Genomic DNA, 24772 nt, shown 5'->3' with positions numbered 1-24772 from the left:
TTATATACCGTTTGGTGATTTGGAAGTTGAAAAGGGAATAAGACGAAATCCTCCCCACAAATGCAGGGAGGAAACAGAGGTGAATCAGATACCGACGCTAACCGTCTCCGGCAGTGTGCTGCCGCCATCAATCACATTCTGTGTACCGGTTAAATAGCTGGATTCATCCGATGCGAGGAAGGCCGCCAGTTCGCCGACTTCCAGCGGATCGGCGAGGCGACGCAGCGGGATTGCTTTCGCCATTTCAGTCAGCACCGACTCTGGATCTTCCGGGTTCGACTGGCGGGCAATGCTTTCCGCCATTGGTGTGCGCACGTATCCCGGGCAAATGGCGTTAACGCGAATACCAGACTGCGCGTACTCCACCGCCAGCGATTTTGTCAGGCCAACAATCGCCGCTTTCGTTAAGGCGTACGCCGTTTCGCCAGGATCGGCCACCATATCACCAGTGACTGAAGACATCATCACAATGCGACCATCTTTGCGGGCAATCATCTCCGGCAGCACCGCCTTCGTGACGTTCCATACGCCTTTAATATTGATATCAATATGGAAATCGCGATCTTCATCGCTCATATCGAGGAAACTGCCCAGACGACAAACGCCTGCGTTATTCACCAGGATATCAATGCGCCCTTCTTTTTCCTTCGCGCGCTTGATAGCTGCGGCGACCGACGCCGGGTCACGCACATCGGCGACAACCGCCGTACAGCGATGACCACGACCACACAGTTCGTCCGCCAGCTTTTCGATCTCAGGGGAGATATCCAGCAAGATTAGGTTTGCGCCATGACGCGCAAAAGTTCTGGCAATTCCTTCGCCAATTCCCTGCAATGCGCCCGTAATCAGTGCTGTCTTGCCCGTGAGTTTACCCATTTTAATGCTCTCCTTGTTAATACAGAGCGTTACACTCCATTCCCTCTGAAAATACAGGATAAACAAAATATTGCTGCGGATCAGCTCACTAATTCAGGAAAATCTCAATCCAGTCGCTGCTTTATGCATCATTTCAGGCGTTGTGTTAGCTCACTGCTGCGCTGAATCATTTTCAATGACTCCACATCATTGAGTTGCACAAGACCAACAAACAGTAAATCGGTAACAGAATTTTGCGCCGTGCGGGTAGACATCGACGAGCTACGCCATTCGGTTTCACCGGAAACGGTATCGAGCGTGAAATGCGCCAGCCGCCGCAGCGGAGAGTCAGCCAGAGAAGTAATGGCAATCACCGTTGCCCCCTGCTTTCGTGCCGCTTCTGCGCACAAGACAATCTCTTTTTTACTGCCGCTGTAAGAGATAGCGATTTGTACATCGCCTTTTTTCAACGCCTGGGAAACGGTGGCTTGTACGTGCGTGTCGGCTTCGCAGGCCACGCGATAGCCAATTTTCATCAGTTTGAACGACAGATCGCGCCCCACCAGCGCCGACCCGCCCAGGCCCGTTATCTGGATAAACGGTGCTTTACTGATGACCTCAATGATTTTTTGCAGCCGCGCGTAGTCGAACAACGCACAGGTTTGCTCCAGCGCCAGCTCTTTTTCGCGATTCAGTTTGCGGGCAATCACTTCCAGCGAATCATCACTGGTAATCGAACTGTGCAGGTGCAGCGCCGTGGCATTCGTTTTCTCCTGGCTGGCACTGTATTCGCCTATTAACGCCATACGCAATTCAGTAAATCCTTGTGCGCCGAGCTTCTGGGCAAACTTCACAATACTCGACTGGCTGATGCCGAGCTGTTTCGCTATCTTGCGCGAAGAGACGGATTTCAGCTCACTCACGTTGGCCCGCAGAAAGTCAGCAATTTTTTGCTCGTTCTCGGTAAATTCACTTTCCGCATTGCGTATTTTCGTCAGGTACAACATCTTCCACTCTCCTGGGCTGGCAGCAAAAATTCCGCTTAAGTTCTTATGACGCTCTTCACACTCTGCGAGTGTAGACTCAATGATTCCTTTAAGTCTGTCAATTCGGGATATATGATTCCATACATCTGCAATTATTTGATCGTAAATAGTAAGGTCACCACCGATGCAACTTGAAAAGATGATTACCGAAGGCTCGAACGCCGCCTCGGCTGAAATTGACCGCGTATCAACGCTGGAAATGTGCCGGATTATCAACGATGAAGATAAAACCGTACCGCTTGCCGTTGAGCGCGTACTGCCGGATATCGCCGCGGCGATCGATGTTATCCACGCCCAGGTAAGCGGCGGCGGTCGTCTGATTTATCTCGGTGCGGGAACATCCGGTCGTCTGGGGATTCTGGATGCCAGCGAATGTCCGCCCACCTACGGCGTGAAACCGGGTTTGGTGGTTGGTTTGATTGCTGGCGGCGAATATGCCATTCAGCACGCGGTGGAAGGCGCTGAAGATAGCCGGGAAGGCGGTGTTAATGATCTGAAAAACATCGGCTTAACCGCGCAGGATGTGGTGGTTGGCATTGCGGCCAGTGGTCGCACGCCGTATGTAATTGCCGGACTGGAATACGCACGCCAGCTCGGCTGCCGCACAGTGGGAATTTCCTGTAATCCGGGGAGCGCCGTTTCAACCACCGCAGAGTTTGCCATTACACCGATTGTAGGTGCCGAAGTGGTTACCGGTTCTTCGCGGATGAAAGCGGGTACGGCGCAGAAACTGGTGCTCAATATGCTCTCCACCGGGCTGATGATTAAATCCGGCAAAGTGTTCGGCAACCTGATGGTCGATGTGGTCGCCACCAACGAAAAACTGCATGTGCGCCAGGTCAATATCGTTAAAAACGCCACCGGATGTAATGCCGAACAAGCGGAAGCGGCGTTAATTGCCTGCGAGCGCAACTGTAAAACGGCCATTGTGATGGTGCTGAAAAATCTCGATGCCGCAGAAGCTAAAAAACGCCTGGATCAACACGGCGGCTTTATTCGTCAGGTTTTAGACAAGGAATAACCCATGGCCAAAGAGATCAGCAGTGAACTTCTGAACACCATTCTTACCCGTGTCGGCGGACCGGGAAATATCGCCAGTTGTGGTAACTGTATGACGCGCCTGCGTCTGGGTGTACATGACAGTTCACTGGTTGATCCCAATATCAAAACGCTGGAAGGCGTGAAGGGCGTCATTTTGACCAGCGACCAGGTGCAGGTGGTTTTTGGGCCTGGCAAAGCGCATCGTGCCGCAAAAGCGATGAGCGAGCTGCTGGGAGAAGCACCGGTACAGGATGCCGCAGAAATCGCCGCCCAGAACAAACGTCAGTTAAAAGCCAAACAAACCTCCGGCGTGCAACAATTTCTCGCCAAATTCGCCACCATCTTCACGCCGCTTATCCCCGGTTTTATTGCCGCCGGTCTGCTGCTGGGGATAGCGACGTTAATTGCCACGGTGATGCACGTTCCGGCTGATGCTCAGGGCACGCTACCCGATGCGCTGAATTTTATGAAGGTGTTCAGCAAAGGCCTGTTCACCTTCCTGGTGATTCTGGTGGGCTATAACGCCGCCCAGGCGTTCGGCGGCACGGGCGTAAATGGCGCAATTATCGCCGCGCTCTTTTTGCTCGGTTATAACCCCGCTGCAACCACGGGTTACTACGCCGGATTTCACGATTTCTTTGGTCTGCCCATCGATCCGCGCGGCAATATTATCGGCGTGTTGATCGCCGCGTGGGCCTGCGCCCGCATCGAAGGCATGGTGCGCCGCTTTATGCCCGACGACCTCGACATGCTGCTGACCTCGTTAATCACCCTGCTGATCACCGCTACGCTGGCCTACCTGATCATTATGCCGCTGGGTGGCTGGTTATTCGAAGGTATGTCGTGGCTGTTTATGCACCTGAACAGTAATCCGCTCGGTTGTGCGGTTTTAGCCGGGCTATTCCTGATCGCCGTGGTATTTGGCGTGCATCAGGGCTTTATTCCTGTTTACCTCGCGTTAATGGACAGCCAGGGATTCAACAGCTTATTTCCCATCCTTTCAATGGCAGGCGCGGGCCAGGTGGGCGCGACGCTGGCGCTCTACTGGCGGGCGCAACCGTATAGCGCATTACGCAGTCAGGTCCGCGGGGCGATTATTCCAGGTCTGCTGGGCGTTGGCGAACCGTTGATTTATGGCGTCACCCTGCCCCGCATGAAACCGTTTATTACCGCCTGTTTAGGCGGCGCGGCGGGCGGTTTGTTTATCGGCCTGATAGCCTGGTGGGGTCTGCCGATGGGCTTAAACAGCGCATTCGGGCCGTCTGGTCTGGTGGCGCTGCCGCTGATGACATCCGCGCAAGGCATCCTTCCGGCCATGGCGGTATATGCAGGTGGGATTCTGGTGGCATGGGTTTGCGGGTTTATTTTCACCACGCTTTTTGGCTGCCGTAACGTCAATCTGGACTGATATTATGAAACGGACAATGCTCTATCTTTCTCTGCTGGCTGTTAGTTGTAGCGTCAGCGCCGCAAAATACCCTGTTCTGACAGAAAGTTCGCCAGAGAAAGCAGGGTTTAACGTCGAACGGCTTAACCAGATGGATCGCTGGATTAGCCAGCAAGTTGATGATGGTTATCCCAGCGTAAACCTGCTGATCATTAAAGATAATCAGATTGTGTATCGCAAAGCCTGGGGAGCGGCGAAAAAGTACGATGGCAGCGTGTTGATGGAACAGCCTGTCAAAGCCACCACCGGGACGCTGTATGACCTGGCCTCAAACACCAAAATGTACGCCACGAACTTCGCCCTGCAAAAGCTGATGAGCGAAGGCAAACTGCATCCTGACGATCGGATTGCGAAATATATTCCGGGGTTTGCCGATAGTCCAAATGACACCATTAAAGGCAAAAACACCCTGCGGATTTCTGACCTGCTGCATCACAGCGGCGGTTTCCCGGCAGATCCGCAATACCCGAATAAAGCGGTCGCGGGCGCGTTATATTCCCAGGATAAAGGCCAGACGCTGGAGATGATCAAGCGCACGCCGCTGGAATATCAGCCCGGCAGCAAACATATCTACAGCGATGTCGATTATATGCTGCTTGGATTTATCGTCGAGTCGGTTACCGGTCAGCCGCTTGACCGCTATGTTGAAGAGTCGATTTATCGCCCGCTCGGCCTGACACATACGGTATTTAACCCGCTGCTGAAAGGCTTTAAACCGCAACAAATTGCCGCCACGGAATTGAACGGCAATACCCGCGATGGCGTGATCCATTTCCCGAATATCCGCACCTCCACTCTCTGGGGTCAGGTGCACGATGAAAAAGCCTTTTATTCGATGGGCGGCGTTTCCGGGCACGCAGGTTTGTTTTCCAATACCGGCGATATTGCGGTGTTAATGCAAACGATGCTGAACGGCGGGGGCTATGGTGATGTGCAGCTGTTCAATGCGGAAACGGTGAAGATGTTCACCACCAGCTCTAAGGAAGATGCCACTTTTGGCCTCGGCTGGCGCGTGAATGGTAATGCCACCATGACGCCGACGTTTGGCACGCTGGCAAGCCCGCAAACCTACGGTCACACTGGCTGGACCGGAACGGTGACCGTTATCGATCCGGTGAATCATATGACGATTGTGATGTTAAGCAACAAGCCACATTCGCCGGTTGCCGATCCGCAAAAGAATCCCAATATGTTCGAAAGCGGTCAGTTACCAATTGCAACTTATGGTTGGGTAGTTGATCAGGTGTATGCGGCGTTGAAGCAAAAGTAATAAAAAGGCCAGTCAGTTTTGTTACTGGCTGGCCTTTAATCAATGAATCAGAAACGCTTACAGCGCCATCAGCTTGTCCAGCGACGGCGCGAAGTAATAGCCGCCGGTTACCGGTTTGGTGAAACGCAACATCGCATCACGCTTACCATCGGTATCGCCAAACATGCTCAGCAGTTGCTGCTCAATGTTATGCAGACGCGCGCAGTAGGCGCAGAAGTACAGACCGTGAGTGCCACTGGCGGTGCCGTACGGCAGGCTCTGGCGAACAATCTTCAGCCCTTTGCCATCTTCTTTCAGATCAACGCGGGTGAGGTGAGAGGTTTCCGGACGTTCGTCGCCGTCAATCTCTTCGTTGGCCTCTTTGGTGCGCCCGATCATCATCTCCTGATCGTGAACGCTCATCCGGTTGAGCTGCTTCAGGTTGTGCTCCCAACGCTGCACAAACACATAGCTGCCGCCGGCATCCACGCCGTCTTTGATAACCGCCACTTCGCGGCGCGTCTCTTCACCCGCCGGGTTTTCAGTACCGTCAACGAAGCCGCTCAGGTCACGCTCTTCAACCCAACGGAAGCCGTGGATCTCTTCTTTCACTTCAATGCAGTCACCAAAGGCTTCCATCGCCGCCTGGGCGACAGAGAAGTTTACGTCGTGACGCAGAGAAAGAATGTGGATCAACACATCGAACTGGGTCGTCGGCGCAAGGCCTTTACCGTAGCCCGGAAAATCTTTCAGCTCTTCTGCCCCAACGCCGCCGCTCAGAGCGCGCCAGGTGTTGTTACCAAAGGCAACCACCGCACCAAGATGCGCGTCCGGGAATTTCGCTTCAAAAGTTGCCAGTTTGTCGGCAAATGTTTTACTGGCCGCACGCAGGGCGTCAACTTCCCCTTTCACGTTGGCTTCGATCCAAATCGCCGCGCGGCAATGTTCTGGCAAAATGCCACTCTGAACCTGAGACATTGTTCCTCCTGAAAATAATAATGCCACGCAATCCGTGGCATTGTTGAGCGCTATTTTACGTGTTTTTTCGCGGCGGCGGTTTGTTCAGACGCAAATTAACGCCGCCAGATAATTTTACTGACTTTCCAGTTTTTCAGGGTATCGTCCGAAGGCATTAACCCTTCAGGACCACGCCATTCCCCGCTGAACTGGTAGCTAATATGTTGACTGCCTTCGGCTTTACATTCGACGGCACGATTATCATCACCATCAGCTTTTTGGCAATTGCCAAATGCTTTGCTGTAAAGGTCGCTAAACGGTGTACCGATTTTAACACCGGTGTCAGCAGGAATATCGCTATCCAGCACGTCAATGCGACTGATCGTGCCTTGATCGCCGTTAATCACCATCGCCACATTGTCGTCTTTCATCACTTCAAAAAAGCGCACCACGTTGCCGTTCGCGGTTTTCATTCCGCTGCGCAGGCGATAATCGCCATCAAGCGCATCAGCAATGGCTTGTTCTTGCAGTGGTGTGGACGCCGTTAATTCACCCACGCCCTGCTCGCTCACTTTGGTGGACGACCCAAACCAGTTCCACGGGTTAGCGGCAGACCAGTTAACTGACGACATCGTGGAACAGCCGGTCAGCATCAACGGCATAGCGCATAACATTAAACGCAGCGATTTCATGTCACTTCCTTTGGTTATTCAATAACGTTGCTTGGAGTGCAAATTCACCAAAAAGTGCCGTTAAAGGTTGATGACAAACACAAAATTGCCTGATGCGCTACGCTTATCAGGCCTACTTTCTCCTGCAATATATTGAATTTTCGATGTTTTGTAGGCCGGATAAGGCGTTCTCGCCGCATCCGGCATAAACAAAGCGCACCTCTGCGTTATTCTTTTTCTTCATTAAAACAAGCGCGTAAACGTCGATTGGTCAGCAGCCAGATTAACGCCACAATATCCGCCACTACCAGCGCCAGACCGATACCGCTAACGGATTCACCGTTCAGCCACAGCCACGGTTGCCAGCAAAGTAAAACCACCTGCGCCAACAGCAACAGAAAATAGAGTACACGCCAGGTGCGAGGAAACGTAGCCCGCCGACCGCTCAACAAAAACGCCAGCACCGCCGGAATGCCAGGAATCAGCCCCAGCCAGAAATTATCGTGATCGGGATAAAACAGATTTAGCAGCGCAGTACCCTGCTCGCGCGACGCACCGGCAATGACAAACAGCACCCAGGTTCGCGCCTGAAGCAATAGCACAAGCCAGAAGAGCAAGGGTAAACGCAGGCAACCGTGCGCATCATAATGGACAGGATGAAACTCAGTACTCTTCATCTTCAATCAAACGCTTACCCAGACTCAGCACGTCGGCGTGTTCATATCCCAGGCGTTCATACATTCCGAGCACCATGTCGTTATCTTCCGGCACATTGATCTGAATTTTCGGGCAGCCACGAGCAATCAGCTTTTTCTCCAGCCGATTAAGCAACGCATTGGCAATCCCACGCCCACGAAACTCTGGATGCACGCCAAGATAATAAGCAGACCCGCGATGCCCGTCATAACCGCCCATCACCGTTCCGACCACGTCACCGTTTACCTCAGCGACCAAAAACAAACTGACGTCATGGTTCATCTTACGCTCGATGTCCATTTCCGGATCGTTCCACGGACGCAGCAAGTCGCAACGCTCCCAAAGGGTGATGACCTCTTCGAAATCTTCCTGGCGAAATACGCGTATCTCCATGGTATTCGTTACCTTTTTGCGGGTTAAAAGGCTGATTATGGCGTGAACGGTCGAATTAGCCAATATCTGACGAAAATCGGTTGAAAAAGTGGCATAATGGGGAGTTGTCAACTATTGAAATGAAAAGTAAAACAATTCTCAACAGCAAACCGTCGTAACGGATTACGCGATACGATATAACATCTGGAACTTTATTATTACAACTCAGGCCGTATGAGCACTTTTAAACCACTAAAAACACTCACTTCGCGCCGCCAGGTGCTGAAAGCCGGTTTGGCTGCCCTGACGTTGTCAGGAATGTCGCAAGCCATCGCCAAAGACGAACTTTTAAAAACCAGCAACGGACACAGCAAGCCGAAAGCCAAAAAATCTGGCGGCAAACGTGTCGTTGTTCTCGATCCAGGTCACGGCGGAATTGATACCGGAGCGATCGGACGCAACGGTTCGAAAGAAAAACATGTGGTGCTGGCGATTGCTAAAAACGTCCGTTCCATTTTGCGTAATCATGGGATTGATGCGCGTTTAACGCGTTCTGGCGATACGTTTATCCCACTTTACGATCGCGTTGAAATCGCCCATAAACATGGCGCAGATCTGTTTATGTCAATTCATGCCGATGGCTTTACCAACCCGAAAGCTGCCGGTGCTTCGGTATTTGCCCTCTCTAACCGTGGGGCAAGTAGCGCAATGGCGAAATACCTGTCTGAACGCGAAAACCGCGCCGATGAAGTTGCCGGTAAAAAGGCGACTGACAAGGATCACCTATTGCAACAAGTGCTGTTTGATCTGGTGCAAACAGATACCATTAAAAATAGTCTGACGCTCGGCTCGCATATTCTGAAGAAGATTAAGCCGGTGCATAAACTGCACAGCCGCAACACCGAACAAGCGGCATTTGTGGTGTTGAAATCACCGTCGGTTCCTTCGGTGCTGGTGGAAACCTCGTTTATCACCAACCCGGAAGAAGAACGGCTGTTAGGCACGGCGGCGTTTCGTCAGAAAATCGCCACAGCGATTGCTGAAGGCGTGATCAGTTATTTCCACTGGTTCGACAACCAGAAAGCACATTCGAAAAAGCGATAAGTTATGAAACCCGACGCACACCAGGTTAAACAGTTTCTGCTCAACCTTCAGGATACGATTTGTCAGCAGCTGACCGCCGTCGATGGCGCAGAATTTGTCGAAGATAGTTGGCAGCGCGAAGCTGGCGGCGGCGGGCGTAGTCGGGTGTTGCGTAATGGTGGTGTTTTCGAACAGGCAGGCGTCAACTTTTCGCATGTCCACGGTGAGGCGATGCCTGCTTCCGCCACCGCTCATCGCCCGGAACTTGCCGGGCGCAGTTTCGAGGCGATGGGCGTTTCACTGGTAGTGCATCCGCATAACCCGTATGTTCCCACCAGCCACGCGAATGTGCGGTTTTTTATTGCCGAAAAACCGGGTGCCGATCCCGTCTGGTGGTTTGGCGGTGGCTTCGACTTAACCCCATTCTATGGTTTTGAAGAAGATGCTATTCACTGGCATCGCACCGCCCGTGACCTGTGCCTGCCATTTGGCGAAGACGTTTATCCCCGTTACAAAAAGTGGTGCGACGAATACTTCTACCTCAAACATCGCAACGAACAGCGCGGTATTGGCGGGCTGTTCTTTGATGACCTGAACACGCCAGATTTCGACCGCTGTTTTGCCTTTATGCAGGCGGTAGGCAAAGGCTACACCGACGCTTATTTACCAATTGTCGAGCGACGGAAAGCGATGGCCTACGGCGAGCGCGAGCGCAATTTCCAGTTATATCGTCGCGGTCGTTATGTCGAGTTCAATCTGGTCTGGGATCGCGGCACGCTGTTTGGCCTGCAAACTGGCGGGCGCACCGAGTCTATCCTGATGTCAATGCCGCCACTGGTACGCTGGGAATATGATTATCAGCCAAAAGATGGCAGCCCAGAAGCGGCGTTAAGTGAGTTTATTAAGGTCAGGGATTGGGTGTAACTCCCTCACCCCCACTCCCGCATCCGCTGATGCAGCGTCAGTGACGGCTTCTCGGAAAACAGCTGCTGGTAATCCGTGGCAAATTGCCCCAGATGCCAGAATCCCCACTGCATGGCGGCGTCTTTTACCGTCATACTTTGCGACCACGGACTTATCAGTTCGCGGCGTACGGCGTTCAGGCGAATGCGTTTCAGCCACGCGTTCGGGCCAATGCCTAAAATAGCGTGAAACGCGTTTTGTAGCGTGCGGCGGCTGACATGCAGTTGATTACACAAATCCAGCACCGTCACCGGTTCGGACATGTTTTCCAGCACATATTCACGGGCGCGGGAAAGCAATCGACGGTAACTCTGATGACTGATGCTTTCCGCCGTCACCATTGGTTGCGCTTCTTCCAGCATGGCCCCCATCGCCATTAGCAAATTATCCCCCAGCACTTTTCGCACTGCAGGCTGATGGAGATTTTCCGGATTCTCGCAAAACGTCGCCAGCGCCTGTTGGACAAAGCCCCACAGCGCGGCTTTATGCTGCTCTTTCACTTCCAGCGCCGACTGGTTACGCAACATATGTAATACCCGATCCGGGTTATGCAAAAAGTTAGCCTGCCGGGTGATGACATCTTCAGAAAGCACCACGCCCAGGATCGTGTAATCATCCGGCGTGCTCAGTTCAAATTCAGTGCCACCAGGGCGGGTGGCGATTTCCGCGCTTCCCAGACATTGCGAACCGATAAATCCCTGCTCACCGCGCGTCGCCGGAATGCCAAACCAGAACGAGTTCGGCCAGACCAGGCACGACTGACGCAGCGCCAGACCGGTGTATTCACGAAAAACCTGAATATCATCGAGTAGAATTTCCGTAAATTCACCATGAAACTTGCCCGGATGCAGCTGATCGTAAATCTGCTGCCAGGCGGTAATCGTTAAAGCATGTTCATAGACATCCGTTGTCTGTCGTTGATGAACATTATCCACTTCGACCTTCGGCGTGAGCTTCAGGTTTTCGGGTAAGGGTTCATGATAAAGATGGTGCAAATTGGCTGTACGGGTCTTTTTCATGATGTTAATGCCGGGTGTTGTAGGACACCCGGCACCTCCGACAGGTTAATGGGGCTTGAGACGATAACGACTACTGCGTTTACGTAACGTCCCGGCAGAAAAGAGCTGTTCGAGCGCATTTCTGGCTTTTTCCAGCGGCCAGCCAAAGTGGGCAGCCACTTCTCCTGCCGTCATTCCCTGACGTACTGATGTTAACAGCGCCAACAACTCGTCAGCAGATTCCGCGACGATAACTGGCGCGTCGGGTTCCCTTACGGGTTGCTTCGGCTGGCGGTTAAAGCCAGTAACCAGCCACTGGGTGTCATCGTCTGGCCGACCGATCTCCTTGCGGCTGATGACACGCCCGGTACGCATCGCGGCAGCACAACCTGCGTCCAGCGCCGCACGACACGCCGCCAGATCGCCTTCCACCACCAGCGTTAAGCGACCAGGGTCAAGCACTTCGTGACTGAGCAGACGAACGTTAGCTGCTTTGAGCATGGCATCCGCTGCATCTATCGCGGCGACCATGCCGTCCACTTCCAGCAATCCCAGTGCATTGATCATCGGCAACCTCCGTTACGCACGCTGGATTGGATTACACGCGATTTCCAGCACTGCATCGGTAAAGGCGTTACAGGCTGCTTTACACGCTGCCTGGCTACCGGTTAAAAATGCTGCCGAGTAGTTGGTTTCAGACGGTGGCGGGACATAGGTCGCCAGCTGTACGTCGGCAGACTTCAGGGCTGCATCAATGCCATAGGTCGCTTCCAGCGGCGGTGCCACCAGATACGCCATCGGATCGCCAAGCGTGATCCCGGCGGTTGATGAGAGATAAGAACCGGTACGCGAAACTACATGTGCCAGGAATGCCGTATCTTGCGCGTCATTAGCCCACTGGAAAGCTGCGCCATTTTCAATATGCGCAATCATCGCATCCAGACCTGCACGCACTTCCGCCGGGTTTGGCCCACCAAGCATAATCAGCACTTCACCGGCAGTCGGTGACGGGCCGTGTGCCGCTCCCGCATACAGCGAGCGACCATATACCACTTCGACCATCGCTTGTTTGGTCGCTTCGTCAGCCGCAATGTAGGTGACGTCGTCAGAATCGGCAGAAATCAGCCCGAGGCTACGAATATGCGGCGGCAATTTTAGTTCACGCGCAAATTCAGCGTTAACGGAGGCAATCACCCGCATGGCGGTTACCGACGGTCGAATCAAATCTAAAGCTGGCATGATGCCTCCTTATCGGGTCATGTTGATGCCGGATGCTTTCTGCTCCAGCATACGTTTCGCCAAATCCACAATGACGGCTGCGGCTTCAACCGGCGGCGTGCCGCCCTGGTGAATGTTAGAGATACAGGTGCGATCGGCCTCAACGGTGGTCGCCATACGCGGCGAGTAAACGGCGTAGCAGGAGAGGCTTTCTGACTGCCCTAACCCCGGACGTTCCCCCACCAGCAGGATCACCACTTTCGCGCCGAGGATCTCACCGATCTGATCTTCAATCTTCACGCGACCATAACGAACAAAGAATGGCGTGCCGACTTTCAGCCCGGCCTGTTTCAGGCCCGCCATCAGCGGCGGCAGGATCTCTTCGTAGTTAACGGTGATGGCATCAGTTGACAGGCCATCAGAAATAACGACCTGTACGTCCGGATTAGCAACACACTGTGCTTTCAGCGCTTCAACAGCTTCTGCACACAGGCGGCGGCCCATATCCGGGCGAGTCAGGTAGAGATTTTTGTCGCTAATTTCAGAGCGTACTTCCAGCAAGCCCTGCGCTTTCACCCACTCTTCCGGCACTTCTTTCAGTACGGTATCTTTCGAACGAGAGTGATCGGCCAGGAAACGCAGCAGCGCCTGGGTACGTGGACGCGGACCGGCACGACCGGTACAAACGCGGGCCACGGTGCTGCGGCGCAGTTCTGTTAATACGTCTGCGCGATGCGGGTTTTCAACACCAATCCACGCTTTTGCTTCAGCGGAACCTAAATCCAGCGCACAGCTTTCCGAGGTCACCGGTGCCGCACAGTTGGTGGTGGCGCACTTTGCTTCTGACGGCGCGGGGGCCGTTTGTCCCATTGACGCCATCACGCTGCGTACAATTTCTTCAATCTGTTTTTGATCCATGATGTGTTATCTCCGCGTCATCAGAAGAACAGTGACGGATCGCCCGCCCGTTTGGTCAGGCGACCGTTTGCCATAATGCCCATGCTTTCCAGCCAGCGTTCAAACTCCGGTGACGGGCGCAGGTTGAGTAACTGACGCACAGTGGCGGTATCGTGGAATGCGGTGGTCTGGTAGTTGAGCATGATGTCATCACCCAGCGGCATCCCCATGATGTAGTTGCAGCCTGCGGTGGCGAGCAGGATCATCAGGTTTTCGTTGAGGTTCTGGTCAGCGTCAGCGTGGTTGGTATAACAGCAGTCACAGCCCATAGAGATGCCGCTCAGCTTGCCCATAAAGTGATCTTCTAAGCCAGCACGGATAATCTGGCGGTCGTTGTAGAGATACTCCGGCCCAATAAAGCCGACCACGGTGTTGACGATAAACGGATCGTAATGACGCGCCAGCCCGTAGTTACGTGCTTCCATCGTTACCTGGTCTGCGCCGAAGTTAGCGCCAGCGGATAGCGCAGAGCCTTGTCCGGTTTCGAAGTAGAGGCAGTTTTCCCCGGCGATACGGTTGAACTCCGCGCCCACTGCGCGCGCTTCGTCGAGCATCGCCAGCTCCACGCCAAACTCTTTCAGCCCTTTTTCGCTGCCACAGATACTCTGGAAAATCAGCCCGCCCGGTGCGCCACGACGGATCGCTTCGATCTGGGTGGTGACGTGCGCCAGTACACAGCCCTGAGTTGGGATGTTGAATTTGTCGATCACGCCATAGATGGTATCCAACACGCGGCTTAAGTTTTCCACGTCGTCAGTCACCGGGTTAACGCCGATCACCGCATCGCCCACCCCGAAGGAAAGCCCTTCGTAGATTTGCGCGGCGATACTTTGCACGTCGTCACGGGTGTCATTTGGCTGCAAACGGGCGCTAAAGGTGCCCGGAATACCGATGGTGGTATTGGCCTTTTTGATTACCGGCATTTTCTTCGCGCCGTAGATCAGGTCCGCGTTGGAGCAAATCTTCGCTACCGCCGCGACCACTTCCGAGGTCAGCCCTTTGCGGGTAAAGGCAATGTCGTCCACGCTGGTTTCATCGCTCAGCACATACTCACGCAGTTCGCTGATGCTCCAGTTTTTAATCTGGTTGTAGGCCGTTTCGTTAACATCGTCCTGAATCAGCCGCGTCACGCAGTCATCTTCATAGGCAATCACCGGATTATTGCGGATGTCCGCTACGGTCATTTCCGACAACACCTGCTTTGCCGCCACGCGCTCCTGTGAGCTTGCCGCTGCGACGCCCGCCAGCACATCCCCCGAACGCAGTTCGTTGGCTTTAGCCAGCACCTCTTTTACATCCTTAAACTGATATACATTGCCGAACAATGTGGTCTTTAGTTTCATAAGTCGTTCCCTCAGGAAGGAAATGCGAGTGATTTCACCGTCACCGGCACAACCGATCCGCCAAAAAGAGGCGTACCAATGTCGATATAGTCCCCCGCGCGGACAATCACTTCGTCAATGACTGCCAACGGGAGTTGTTGTAGCTGTGGGCGCAACAACATGCCCAGAGCTTTACCAAAGTCCTGCCCGGCCACCACCAGCAGGGGATGCGGATTCGGAAAACGCGCGACGAAATCGACCAACGCGTTGATGACCGTCAGTACCGCGGCGTAACGCACAGGCAGCGAGGCGGGAAGCGCCAGCACGTACGCGTCAGTTTTGGGATCAAGATCCAGCTGAATCAGCGCCTGTTGCCAGGCCCCCACCAGATCCGTTTCATCAATCGGGATCGCCACCGGCAAATTGCGCAGCGGCAGTTGTACGCCCTCAAGCCAGATTGTGCTGCCAGAGAGCGAAAGGGTATGCGCGCCCGCGCCAATCACCGTGGCGCGCACGGTTTGCGCCGGAAACTGTACGTTCATCTCACGCAGGCGCGGATGGTCATGCAGCGCAGTTGCCAGCAGCGGGCCAATATCGGCAAAACAGAACGGGTCGGCGGGCTGGTGGCGATAACATTCGCCCACGCCGCCAGAAAGCGTAATGATTTCGGGCGTAACACCTGCGGGCAGCAAACCGGTTTGCATCAATGCCTGCGCGAGCGGTGAGAGCGTTCCGTCAATCACTTCGACAATCAGTTCTGCCATCCGCCGGGTCACCTGCACCAGCTGCGCGCCGGTCAGCGAACGGGCGTCGGTGCCTGCACCGAAGCACTCATCCACAATCATCTGCCCCGGTTTATGAGCGTAAACCACGCGCCCGTGGCTGTCGGTTTCCAGCAGGCGACCACCGACGTTGAGGCAGGCAGTGCCGCTGATTTTTCCGGCATCGAACAGGGCGTAGTTCGCGGTGCCACCGCCGATGTCGATATTCAGTACCCGACACAGCCGTTGTTCAGAAAGGGTTTGTGCCCCGGCTCCGTGACCGGCGATCACGGATTCGAGGTGCGGCCCGGCGCTGGCAACGACAAAATCGCCCAGCGACTGAGAGAGCGCCATCACCGCCGGGCGAGCATTGCGGGTTTTCGCGCTTTCACCGGTGATGATGATGGCACCAGAATCAACGCTTTCCGGCTCAATACCCGCAGCATGATATTGCTCGAGTATTAAGGTTTTCAGTTCCGCTTCTTTTAAACCGCCCTGTTTATCGACAGGGGTAAAGAACACCGGACTTTGCCAGCTAATTTCGCGTTTGATGAATTCGTAGCGCGGCACCTGCGACACCGCCGCACGGTTAACCAGCTCCAGCCGGGAGAAAATCACCTGGGTGGTGGTGGTGCCGATATCGATACCGACGCTCAATAGCTGGCGAGTGTTCACGATTGTGCCTCCGCTTCGGTTTTAGTCGCGGTCGCGTCTTCTTTTGGCACCAGCATCATCGCCACGCCAATCGCCGTTACGCCGCCGATCAACTTGCCGACAATCATCGGGAAGATCATGGCGTTCATGTTGGCAGCGGCGAAGCCTAAGTGGTCGCCCAGGGCGAAAGCAGCGGAAACGGCGAAGGCGCAGTTGATGACTTTGCCGCGGGTATCCATCTGCTTCATCATGCCGAACATCGGGATGTTGTTGGCAAGCGTTGCCACCATGCCGGCTGCCGCGATGTTGTTCATATTCAGCACTTTACCGACGCTCATCAGCGGTTTTTCAAACCAGCGGGTCAGCAGCAGCACCATTGGATACGCCCCTAACAGAACGCAGGAGATAGAACCGATAACTTCAATGGCGCGCATCACCTCACCGGGTTTATCGCCAGGGGCCATAAAGATAGGATCCAGACCGGGGATCAGTTCCCAGCCAAGCAGGAATTTCACTACCGCAGCGGCAAGACCGAGGGTGATCAATGCAACGAGGAATTTGGCGAAGATCTGGAAGCCGTTGATCATTTTTTCCGGGATGAATTTCAGCCCCAGCGCCACCAGAATCGCAACAATGATCACCGGGATCATGTTCATCAGGATCAGGGCGAAAGTGAATTCCACCGGCTGACCGTTGATCTGCACACCGGAGTACATAGCAACCAGACCACCAGCGATACAACCAATCGGAATGGTCACAATGCCCGCCAGCACGCCGAGCGCCAGATAACGACGGTCAGAAGGTTCGATAATGCCGAGCGCCACCGGAATGGAAAACACAATCGTTGGCCCCATCATCGACCCGAGAATTAACCCAGAGTATAGCCACGCTGCTACGTCGCCGCCCGCCAGCTCTTTGGCGAGGAAGAAGCCGCCCATATCGCACGCCAGCAGCGTTCCGGCGAACATTGACGGGTTTGCGCCGAGCATTTCGTAAACCGGGATAATTACCGGCCCGAGTACGTGAGCCAGTACCGGTGCCAGCGCGGTCATACCGACCATCGCCAGGCCCAGTGCGCCCATTGCCATAAAGCCTTCTTCGAACTGACCGCCTGATCCTTCGATACTTTTACCGAACTTACCGAGGAAACGAGCAGAACCGCCGAACTGCGACAGGATCCTGTCTACGGCAGCTATCAGCATAAAGAACATCATGATGTACATGATGATTTCGTTAATTCCCATCGCCTTTACTCCCTGTTAGTTGTTATTTATTAGCGGATGCTGCGTGAAGCCTTATCCGCACTACATGTGCAATCCCACAGACCGGATAAGACGCGGCATTTATTGCGCCGCCGCGTACAGGCCGACAATCTGTTCCAGGCTGGCGGTACGCGGGTTGCTGCGCAGACAAATATCTTCCTGCGCGGCCTGCGCCCATGCACCGTAATGCGCAGATGTCGCGCCAACATCGCCCAGTCGTTTACCAATCCCAACTTCCGCAATCAGCTCACTTACCGCGTTAATAGCGTCACGATCGTCGGATTTTTTAGTTCGCAGTGCCCGACCAATCTGACTAAAGCGTTCGCGACATACCATCCGGTTAAACTCCATCACCGTTGGCAGCAACATAGCGTTCGCCAGACCGTGCGGAATATGCAGCGCCGCGCCCGGCTGATGCGCCATCGCGTGGCACAACCCAAGACCCGCACTGGAAAACGCCATTCCCGCCATACATGAAGCCAGCAACATGCTCTCGCGCGCGGCAAGGTCGTGACCGTAGCCCACCGCTTTCGGCAGCGATTTGCCAATCATCGCAATGGCACCAATCGCCAGACTGTCGGTAAACGGTGTGGCGTTCAGCGCGCTGTACGCTTCAATGGCATGGGTTAACGCATCAATGCCAGTCATCGCCGTGACATGCGACGGCACACCTTCGGTCAGTGCGGCGTCGAGAATCGCCACATCCGGCATCAGCGAGGCATGGGCTAACACCTGCTTACGCCCGCTCACCGCATCGATAATCACCGTTACGTTGGTGGTTTCAGAGCCGGTTCCGGCGGTAGTCGGAATGGCAATCAGCGGCAAGCGCGATTGCAGAACGCTGGTTTCTGACATTTCTGCCAGCGTGCTATCCGGGTTTGTCACCAGCAACGCCACGGCTTTCGCCGCATCCAGCACCGAGCCGCCGCCAAACGCGATCACTCCGTCACAACCTGATTCACGTAACTGCGCCACGGCTGCACACACGTCGGTAATGCACGGTTCGCCCACCGGACATGGCCAGAGCGTCATGGCGATACCTTTAACGGCCAGGCTACGCGTCAGCCCGGCGGTCATCCCTGCCTGATGCAAAAAGCTGTCTGCCATCACGAACAGATGTTTCAGCCCACGAGTTTGCGCTTGCTGCCCGCAACTGCTCACCGAGCCCGGACCGCAAAGCGTCACCGGTGGAACGCTAAATGTTTTTACCCGTTGCAGATTCAGGGTATCGAACGCCTGAAAGAGCGCGGTCTGCAATTCATTTTGCATATAGCCCCTCCGCTTTCTCTCGCCCACTACTGGCGATCGCCAGCGGGGTCATAAACAAACTGTGCTGCGGTAAATGCACCTGTAACGCCGGGAATTGTTTGCGAAACAGTTCTGCCACGCCCGGTTGCATACAGGAGCCGCCCGCCAGCCATAAATCAGTAATGCCCTGCCCTTCAATATGCCGGGCGACAATGTCCGCCATTTTTTCGTACACCGGTTTCACCGCAGGCCAAATCTCTTCACCGTGACCGCGCTTGTACTGCTCTGCCTCTTCCAGCGGAATACGACGATTTCCGGCGAGAGTCAGAGAGATGTGATGTCCCCCAGTCGCTTCATCCGCCGAGTACGTCACCTGGCCCTTTTTCACGATGGCAATGCCGGTAGTGCCGCCGCCGATATCCACTACACCGGCGTTGTCCAGTTGCAGCAGATCCGCGACTGCGGTTGGCTCATCCAGCACATGGCTCACTTCCAGCCCGGCAGATTCCAGCACGTTGATGGAAATACGCGGGTCCGTACCTGGAGGAAATGAAGTCGCCGCATGGCTAAAACGACGACCGAATTGCTGCTCGAGCGTGTCGAGATGGCGACGAACAATGGTGACCGCGCCGAAGAAATCCCAGACGATGCCGTCGCGGACCACATCGGCCCAGTCGAGGCATACCGCCACCGGCTGACCGTCGCGGTCGACAACCATCGACACCACATCGCAGGTGCCCAGATCCACCCCCAGCCACAGCGGAGATTCCGTCGCGGCGGGCGTCTGGTTACACAGCGTTGCCACCGTTTGCAGACGTGGAGTGAGCCATTGTTCGTCGTGCGCCATCTGTTACTCCTTAAACAATGCGAAACGCATCGACTAATACACAGCGACGCAGACGGACAAACGTCCGCGCGCTGGTTACCCCTTCACCGGTTGGCGTGGTGATGGTCATGGTGGTCCAGCCTTCCCCGCCCAGCCCCAGCCCGGCAATGCACGGTCCGTTCTTAACGAAAATGCTGGTATCAATAGCATTCGCCATCTGGTTCATGTTTTCGATGTTGCGCGAGTGCATTGCCGCCGTGTGGTGGCAACCGCCTTCCAGTTTCACCGCCAGCGCAATGGCATCCGCCACGTTGGCGACGCGCACGACGGGCAGCACCGGCATCATCAGTTCGGTCACGGCAAACGGATGTTCTGCAGTGGTTTCCACAAACAGCAAACGCGTTTCTTGCGGCACGTTCAGGCCGATTGCCGCCGCGATTTTCGCCGCATCGCGACCAACCCAGTCACGGCTGACGGTGCCTTTTCCGCGCTCGTCGATATTTTTCAGCAACACCGGTTGCAGCTGCTGCGCCTGTTCTGCGGTCAGTTTCACCGCGTGCTGGCCTTCCATCAGACGCATCAGTTCATCGGCTACGCTATCAACAACAATCAGTACCTTTTCGTCGGCACAAATGATGTTGTTATCGAAAGAAGCGCCTTTGACGATGGACTGAGCGGCACGGGCGAGGTCGGCGGTTTCATCCACCACTACCGGCGGGTTGCCAGCGCCTGCGGCAATCAGACGTTTATTGGTGTGTTTACGCGCCGCTTCTACTACCGCTTCGCCGCCGGTCACCACCAGAAGGCCGATGCCCGGAAACTTGAACAAACGCTGCGCGGTTTCGATATCCGGATTTGCCACAGTAACCAGTAAGTTTTCCGGCCCGCCTGCGGCAACAATCGCCTGGTTGAGCAGCGTGATCGCCCGCTGGGAGACTTTTTTCGCCGCCGGATGCGGGGCAAAAATGACGCTGTTGCCCGCGGCAATCAGGCTGATGGCGTTATTAATTACGGTTGCCGCCGGGTTAGTGGACGGAGTTACCGAAGCCACCACGCCCCAGGGCGCGTTTTCAATTAAAGTCAGGCCGTTGTCGCCGGTCAGCACCTGCGGAGAGAGACACTCAACGCCTGGTGTGCCGCGCGCCTGAGCGACGTTTTTTGCAAATTTATCTTCAACGCGCCCCATGCCGGTTTCACTGACGGCAAGTTCCGCTAAATCTCTGGCGTGTTTTTCGCCTGCTTCACGAATGGCAGCAATGGCTAACTGGCGCATTGCCACGCTTTTTAACCCTTGCTGGGCGACTTTGGCTGCCGCAACGGCGTCATCCAGGGACGCGAAAACGCCCATCTCATGAACGGCGGCGGACGGCGTGTCACTGCTTTGCATTTTCAGCAGTACCGCTTTCACCACCTGTTCAATATCCTGTTGATTCATGATGTTCTGCCTTATTTGTGGAAAATTACCTGACCGCCAGACACCACCTCATCGACAATGCCAATCACGCACAGATCGACCGGTGACGTTTCGCTTTTATGCGCCTGGCGGGCGGAACTGCCACTCACCAGTAACACCCACTCCCCGGTTCCCGCGCCAATATTGTCGATGGCGACGGCGCATTGCCCGTCAGGATTACCTTGTGGATCAATCATTTCCACCATCAGCAATTTGTCATGCGCCAGTCCGTGATGGCGTACGGTACAAACAATTTGTCCAGTGACGACTGCCAGTTTCATACCCGCCTCCGTGGCGTATTTCAGGTAAAAGCTCCCCCTACCCTCCGCAGAAGGTAAAATGAAAAAGGAGAGAGCGTGACGCCCGAATCGACGTCACACAGGGTGATTACAGGTTGCTGCTATCGCCTTTCAGGCCGATCGGGAAGACTTCTTCCAGGTCGCCGTGCGGACGCGGGATAACGTGTACAGATACCAGCTCGCCGATACGCTGTGCCGCTGCGGCACCTGCATCGGTCGCGGCTTTACAGGCTGCAACATCACCACGAACCATGGCAGTACACAGGCCGCCGCCAATCTGCTTAACACCAACCAGCTTGACGCGCGCAGCTTTCACCATCGCGTCAGAAGCCTCAATCAGTGCAACCAGGCCCCGGGTTTCGATCATTCCTAATGCTTCCATTGTGCTTTCCTCTTTATCAGGGTCCAGAACGGGACCGTTCATTCAACCAGTGTTTGTAAACTGCTTTCGCGGTTCACTTCTGTCTGACGCGGCACAGCTGCCACCAGCGCCAGCTCGATAATTTCCTGCACGCTACAACCACGAGAGAGATCGTGCATCGGCGCGGCAAGTCCTTGTATCAGTGGCCCGACGGCACGATATCCGCCGAGTCGTTGTGCGATTTTGTAACCAATATTTCCGGCTTCCAGCGACGGAAAAACCATCACATTGGCCTTGCCCTGTAGCGGGCTGGCAGGCGCTTTTTGCGCCGCCACTTCCGGCACGAAGGCGGCGTCAAACTGTAACTCGCCATCCACCACCAGCTTTGGTGCGCGCTCACGGACGATTTCTGTCGCCTGCTGGACGTTAGCAACACAGGGGTGACGGGCGCTACCATTGCTGGAAAACGACAGCATCGCCACGCGCGGCTCTTCTCCGGTGATGGCGCGCCAGGTTTCGGCACTGGCAAGCGCGATATCCGCCAGTTGCGCCGCCGTCGGCTGTGGCACCACGCTGCAATCGGCAAAGCCCAACGCCGGGCCGCTGTACTGTGGCAGCATCAGGAAAATGGAAGAGAGCGTTTTACAGCCTGGCTGCAAGCCGATAATGCGTAATCCGGCACGCAGCACATTCGCCGTGGAAGAGAGGTTGCCCGCGATACAGACATCCGCTTTACCGGCGCTGACCATTGCGGCGGCGAACATCAGCGGATCGGTAAGTTTTTCCAGCGCATCCGGCGGCGTTTTTTCGCCCGCGCGGGCCAGCCAGCGATGAGCAAATTCTTCCCGCATTGCGAGGTTGCCATGCGGATCAATCACCTGTAGCCCGTCCATCGCCACGCCGTGACTGAGCGCAAACTGACGAAGTTCAAACGGATTGGCGACCAGAATGGGCGTTGCCAGACCTTGTTGATGTAAATATTGCGCAGCTTTCAGCACACGTTGATCTAACGCATCCGGAAAAACCACTCTGGCGGGCGCTCGCAACGCCAGTTCACGACAACGTTCAATAATCATTGCGTTTCCCCCAGTCGTTGTTGGATCTGCTTCACCGTTAGCGGCTTCTTCGTTACGCTCAGGATCATCATCACGTAGACCGTGCTCGAAAGGCGGTTCAGCGCCTGCAAGATGTCCGGGCGTAATACTTCAAAGCTGCGGGTGATAAAGACCTGCGCCGCTACGGTTTCGGTTTCCCGCACTTTGGTGCGTAGCAGATTGAGCAACGCAGCATCGCGCCCGTGGCTGGCTTCCGGCACCAGATGATCGTGGTCGAGATAGCGCAGCGGCTGATGAGAAAGCCGATGCAGATCTTCGTCAGAAAGCCCGACAATCGCTTGGCAGCCCAGCGGTTCCCCCAGCGCATCGGCACGCATAATGTTGCCAAGACGCGAACGGATATCCGCCAGCCACGGCTGCCACGGCTCCGCCAGTTCAATTTGCAGCCACACTGCCAGCGCAATGGTGCTGTCGAGAACCGCGCGAAAACCCAGACGCGGATCGCTTTTGGCGACCATTTTTTCCGCCGACAGGTGAGTCAGAGTATCTGGCTTTTTTGCCACCGGCTGGCGGCACAGTTCGCAGCACGCCTGCGGATGTTCATCGCTACTGGTCAGCCCATGAACGGGCTGCGGCTGCTGCTGTTCATCGTCAACAAACAGGCGGCCCTGCTCGTCAATAAACTTGATGCGCAGATGGCGGCTTTCCAGTAACTCCCGGGCAGAGGGCGTCAGGCGACTGTCCGCAGGGAGATGGATCTCTGCGCCTTCGCTGAGCGTATGGTTCGCTCTTAGCCATGCTTCGGTGATGAAATCTTTCATAGGGATTGCCAGTTAGCCGGCCAGGCGACATACAGGAATTTCACGCTGGATGTCGTACCAAATTCGATGCTGGAGCCTTTCGGGATAAACATCACGTCGCCTGCTTTGGCGATCATGGTTTGGCCTTCGTGGCGAACATGCAGCTCTCCTTCCAGCACCATGTCGATTTCGTCGTAGTTCAGGGTCCACGGGAAGAATGCGTTCTCCCACTGCATAAAACCGGCGGCCATGCTGCTGCCGTCGTCTCCGGTCACAAGATCAGTCAAGCCCACGCAATGCGGCTCTGCGCCGTCGAAACGACCAAACTTGACGCTACTGCCATCAATCACTTTGATGCCGCCTTTGCCGGTCACCGATTTGAAGCTCGGCTGCATTGCGCCCTGCTCCAGCGACTGTTTTTCCTTCATCACTTTTTCCATCAGCTGTGCGACCAGGCTTTCGGTAAACTGGCCTTCCGGCAGCTGGGCAATGATGGTTTCGCGGATGCGCTGGCTTTCGGTTTTGTCGGCTGGCACGCTGGCGGGCACGGACGCCGTTACCGGGATCGATTCATCACATTCGGTGATGGTAAAACCCAGTAGATCCGCCACTTCACGGGCTTCCGGGGTAATAATGCTGGCGCGCAGAACCACGGACATTGCCTGTTCGCCGCGCGCGTGTGCTTCACGAATATCATTCGCTGTGATGAGTTTTTTCACCTGCTTCCTCCTGTTTGGTGAGAGATGCCAGATAATCCACCAGTTGCTGCACGCTTTGCGGGTCGTGGCTGTTTAGCTCGAAAATCGGCTCTTCGAAACCCGTCTCAAGCAATAACTTTCGCGTTGCGGCGACGTCAGCATCTGGCATGTCCGTTTTACTGATGACGGCGATTTGCCGTTTGCTGACGCCAATATCCAGCAACCCGGCAGGCAACCGACTTTCCGGGTCATTTGCGCCATGGACATAGATCAGCATGTCTACATCCTGTAGCGTGGTAATTAAGGCGTGATACCAGCGGGGATGGTTAAAATATTCACCCGGCGTATCAATATCGCCCTTATCATTAAATTCCACGGCCTGTGTTTTTCTGGCGAGGGTATAATTCCCCTGCAACGCATTAAATAACGTTGTTTTTCCTGCCCCGACGCTACCCACAAACGCAATTCGTTTCATGAATG

The 24772-nt window shown here is 55.0% G+C and carries 27 protein-coding genes; 5 read left to right on the top strand and 22 right to left on the bottom strand.

The features are described from left to right. Nucleotides 1–84: 84 nt before the first annotated feature. Both ucpA and murR read right to left on the bottom strand, forming a co-directional pair. Nucleotides 85–876 carry an SDR family oxidoreductase UcpA gene (gene ucpA / locus AB4H76_RS07190; protein WP_000517442.1) on the bottom strand — a complete coding sequence of 264 codons (792 nt, stop codon included), beginning with the start codon at nucleotides 874–876 and terminating at the stop codon, nucleotides 85–87. Between the two features lie 128 nt (nucleotides 877–1004). Then, on the bottom strand, nucleotides 1005–1862 hold the full coding sequence (gene murR / locus AB4H76_RS07185; RefSeq protein ID WP_072662977.1) for an HTH-type transcriptional regulator MurR: 858 nt from the start codon (nucleotides 1860–1862) through the stop codon (nucleotides 1005–1007). 163 nt (nucleotides 1863–2025) lie between these two features. Here murR and murQ point away from each other — a divergent pair, with 163 nt between their 5' ends. The 3 genes from murQ to pbp4b are packed head-to-tail and all read left to right on the top strand — an operon-like array spanning nucleotide 2026 to nucleotide 5659. Beyond that, complete coding sequence (gene murQ / locus AB4H76_RS07180) at nucleotides 2026–2922, top strand: N-acetylmuramic acid 6-phosphate etherase (RefSeq protein WP_001175611.1); 897 nt, start codon at nucleotides 2026–2028, stop codon at nucleotides 2920–2922. Between the two features lie 3 nt (nucleotides 2923–2925). After that, a complete protein-coding gene (gene murP / locus AB4H76_RS07175; protein WP_077491789.1) occupies nucleotides 2926–4350 on the top strand; it encodes a PTS N-acetylmuramic acid transporter subunit IIBC in 1425 nt (474 codons plus the stop codon). 4 nt (nucleotides 4351–4354) lie between these two features. Next, nucleotides 4355–5659 carry a penicillin binding protein PBP4B gene (gene pbp4b, locus AB4H76_RS07170; RefSeq protein ID WP_072662978.1) on the top strand — a complete coding sequence of 435 codons (1305 nt, stop codon included), beginning with the start codon at nucleotides 4355–4357 and terminating at the stop codon, nucleotides 5657–5659. Between the two features lie 57 nt (nucleotides 5660–5716). Here pbp4b and yfeX read toward each other — a convergent pair whose 3' ends face one another. From yfeX to AB4H76_RS07150, 4 genes are all read right to left on the bottom strand, one after another. Continuing rightward, entirely contained in the window at nucleotides 5717–6616 is a 900-nt protein-coding gene (gene yfeX / locus AB4H76_RS07165) for a porphyrinogen peroxidase (RefSeq protein WP_000084590.1), read from the bottom strand. 95 nt (nucleotides 6617–6711) lie between these two features. Continuing rightward, nucleotides 6712–7287, bottom strand: a complete 576-nt coding sequence (locus AB4H76_RS07160) for an RpoE-regulated lipoprotein (RefSeq protein ID WP_077492370.1) — start codon at nucleotides 7285–7287, stop codon at nucleotides 6712–6714. 206 nt (nucleotides 7288–7493) lie between these two features. Next, nucleotides 7494–7943: a DUF2919 domain-containing protein gene (locus AB4H76_RS07155; protein WP_077492368.1), complete on the bottom strand. Its 450-nt coding sequence runs from the start codon at nucleotides 7941–7943 to the stop codon at nucleotides 7494–7496. After that, nucleotides 7930–8355 (bottom strand): GNAT family acetyltransferase, encoded by a 426-nt coding sequence (locus AB4H76_RS07150; RefSeq protein ID WP_000405996.1) that lies wholly within the window; start codon nucleotides 8353–8355, stop codon nucleotides 7930–7932. Before AB4H76_RS07150 ends, AB4H76_RS07155 begins: the two co-directional genes overlap by 14 nt. 213 nt (nucleotides 8356–8568) lie before the next feature. On the opposite strand from AB4H76_RS07150, the gene amiA reads away from it, so the two are divergent. Together amiA and hemF are read left to right on the top strand one after the other, a co-directional pair. Next, entirely contained in the window at nucleotides 8569–9438 is an 870-nt protein-coding gene (amiA, locus tag AB4H76_RS07145; protein ID WP_000102886.1) for an N-acetylmuramoyl-L-alanine amidase AmiA, read from the top strand. A gap of 3 nt (nucleotides 9439–9441) precedes the next feature. After that, on the top strand, nucleotides 9442–10341 hold the full coding sequence (gene hemF, locus AB4H76_RS07140) for an oxygen-dependent coproporphyrinogen oxidase (protein ID WP_000801365.1): 900 nt from the start codon (nucleotides 9442–9444) through the stop codon (nucleotides 10339–10341). 5 nt (nucleotides 10342–10346) lie between these two features. On the opposite strand, the gene eutR is transcribed toward hemF, so the two are convergent. The 16 genes from eutR to eutP all read right to left on the bottom strand — a co-directional run bounded on the left by eutR (nucleotide 10347) and on the right by eutP (nucleotide 24767). Continuing rightward, nucleotides 10347–11399 (bottom strand): HTH-type transcriptional regulator EutR, encoded by a 1053-nt coding sequence (gene eutR, locus AB4H76_RS07135; RefSeq protein WP_000753690.1) that lies wholly within the window; start codon nucleotides 11397–11399, stop codon nucleotides 10347–10349. 45 nt (nucleotides 11400–11444) lie between these two features. After that, complete coding sequence (gene eutK, locus AB4H76_RS07130; protein WP_000606257.1) at nucleotides 11445–11945, bottom strand: ethanolamine utilization microcompartment protein EutK; 501 nt, start codon at nucleotides 11943–11945, stop codon at nucleotides 11445–11447. Between the two features lie 12 nt (nucleotides 11946–11957). Continuing rightward, complete coding sequence (gene eutL, locus AB4H76_RS07125) at nucleotides 11958–12617, bottom strand: ethanolamine utilization microcompartment protein EutL (RefSeq protein WP_420062580.1); 660 nt, start codon at nucleotides 12615–12617, stop codon at nucleotides 11958–11960. A 9-nt stretch (nucleotides 12618–12626) separates the two neighbouring features. Beyond that, nucleotides 12627–13514: an ethanolamine ammonia-lyase subunit beta gene (gene eutC, locus AB4H76_RS07120; RefSeq protein WP_000372364.1), complete on the bottom strand. Its 888-nt coding sequence runs from the start codon at nucleotides 13512–13514 to the stop codon at nucleotides 12627–12629. Nucleotides 13515–13534: 20 nt separating this feature from the next. Next, the gene (eutB, locus tag AB4H76_RS07115; protein WP_000769961.1) at nucleotides 13535–14896 is read right to left on the bottom strand and encodes an ethanolamine ammonia-lyase subunit alpha; all 1362 of its coding nucleotides are present in this window, start codon (nucleotides 14894–14896) and stop codon (nucleotides 13535–13537) included. An 11-nt stretch (nucleotides 14897–14907) separates the two neighbouring features. Beyond that, entirely contained in the window at nucleotides 14908–16311 is a 1404-nt protein-coding gene (gene eutA, locus AB4H76_RS07110) for an ethanolamine ammonia-lyase reactivating factor EutA (RefSeq protein ID WP_001097542.1), read from the bottom strand. Next, nucleotides 16308–17534, bottom strand: a complete 1227-nt coding sequence (eutH, locus tag AB4H76_RS07105; RefSeq protein WP_000512372.1) for an ethanolamine utilization protein EutH — start codon at nucleotides 17532–17534, stop codon at nucleotides 16308–16310. Before eutH ends, eutA begins: the two co-directional genes overlap by 4 nt. A 99-nt stretch (nucleotides 17535–17633) precedes the next feature. After that, nucleotides 17634–18821, bottom strand: coding sequence for an ethanolamine utilization ethanol dehydrogenase EutG (eutG, locus tag AB4H76_RS07100; protein ID WP_001341603.1), 1188 nt, complete (start codon nucleotides 18819–18821; stop codon nucleotides 17634–17636). Then, nucleotides 18811–19647, bottom strand: a complete 837-nt coding sequence (gene eutJ / locus AB4H76_RS07095) for an ethanolamine utilization protein EutJ (protein WP_077491989.1) — start codon at nucleotides 19645–19647, stop codon at nucleotides 18811–18813. Before eutJ ends, eutG begins: the two co-directional genes overlap by 11 nt. Nucleotides 19648–19657: 10 nt before the next feature. After that, a complete protein-coding gene (locus AB4H76_RS07090; RefSeq protein WP_001075711.1) occupies nucleotides 19658–21061 on the bottom strand; it encodes an aldehyde dehydrogenase family protein in 1404 nt (467 codons plus the stop codon). A gap of 11 nt (nucleotides 21062–21072) precedes the next feature. Next, on the bottom strand, nucleotides 21073–21360 hold the full coding sequence (gene eutN, locus AB4H76_RS07085) for an ethanolamine utilization microcompartment protein EutN (protein ID WP_000762196.1): 288 nt from the start codon (nucleotides 21358–21360) through the stop codon (nucleotides 21073–21075). A gap of 106 nt (nucleotides 21361–21466) precedes the next feature. Continuing rightward, nucleotides 21467–21760, bottom strand: coding sequence for an ethanolamine utilization microcompartment protein EutM (gene eutM, locus AB4H76_RS07080; RefSeq protein ID WP_000387713.1), 294 nt, complete (start codon nucleotides 21758–21760; stop codon nucleotides 21467–21469). Between the two features lie 38 nt (nucleotides 21761–21798). Continuing rightward, nucleotides 21799–22815 carry a phosphate acetyltransferase gene (pta, locus tag AB4H76_RS07075; protein WP_000582977.1) on the bottom strand — a complete coding sequence of 339 codons (1017 nt, stop codon included), beginning with the start codon at nucleotides 22813–22815 and terminating at the stop codon, nucleotides 21799–21801. Beyond that, nucleotides 22812–23615 (bottom strand): ethanolamine utilization cob(I)yrinic acid a,c-diamide adenosyltransferase EutT, encoded by an 804-nt coding sequence (gene eutT, locus AB4H76_RS07070; protein WP_000651295.1) that lies wholly within the window; start codon nucleotides 23613–23615, stop codon nucleotides 22812–22814. The genes pta and eutT overlap by 4 nt, the downstream gene beginning before the upstream one ends. Further along, entirely contained in the window at nucleotides 23612–24313 is a 702-nt protein-coding gene (gene eutQ / locus AB4H76_RS07065; RefSeq protein ID WP_000733906.1) for an ethanolamine utilization acetate kinase EutQ, read from the bottom strand. The genes eutT and eutQ overlap by 4 nt, the downstream gene beginning before the upstream one ends. Then, nucleotides 24288–24767 (bottom strand): ethanolamine utilization acetate kinase EutP, encoded by a 480-nt coding sequence (gene eutP, locus AB4H76_RS07060; protein WP_000820762.1) that lies wholly within the window; start codon nucleotides 24765–24767, stop codon nucleotides 24288–24290. Before eutP ends, eutQ begins: the two co-directional genes overlap by 26 nt. Between the last annotated feature and the right edge of the window lie 5 nt (nucleotides 24768–24772).

This window comes from Escherichia sp. UTM R2 (genome assembly GCF_048593455.1).
Classification (GTDB): Bacteria; Pseudomonadota; Gammaproteobacteria; order Enterobacterales; family Enterobacteriaceae; genus Escherichia; species Escherichia coli.
Note: the sequence above shows the minus strand (reverse complement) of the source record. Positions and strands in the feature narration are given on the sequence as shown.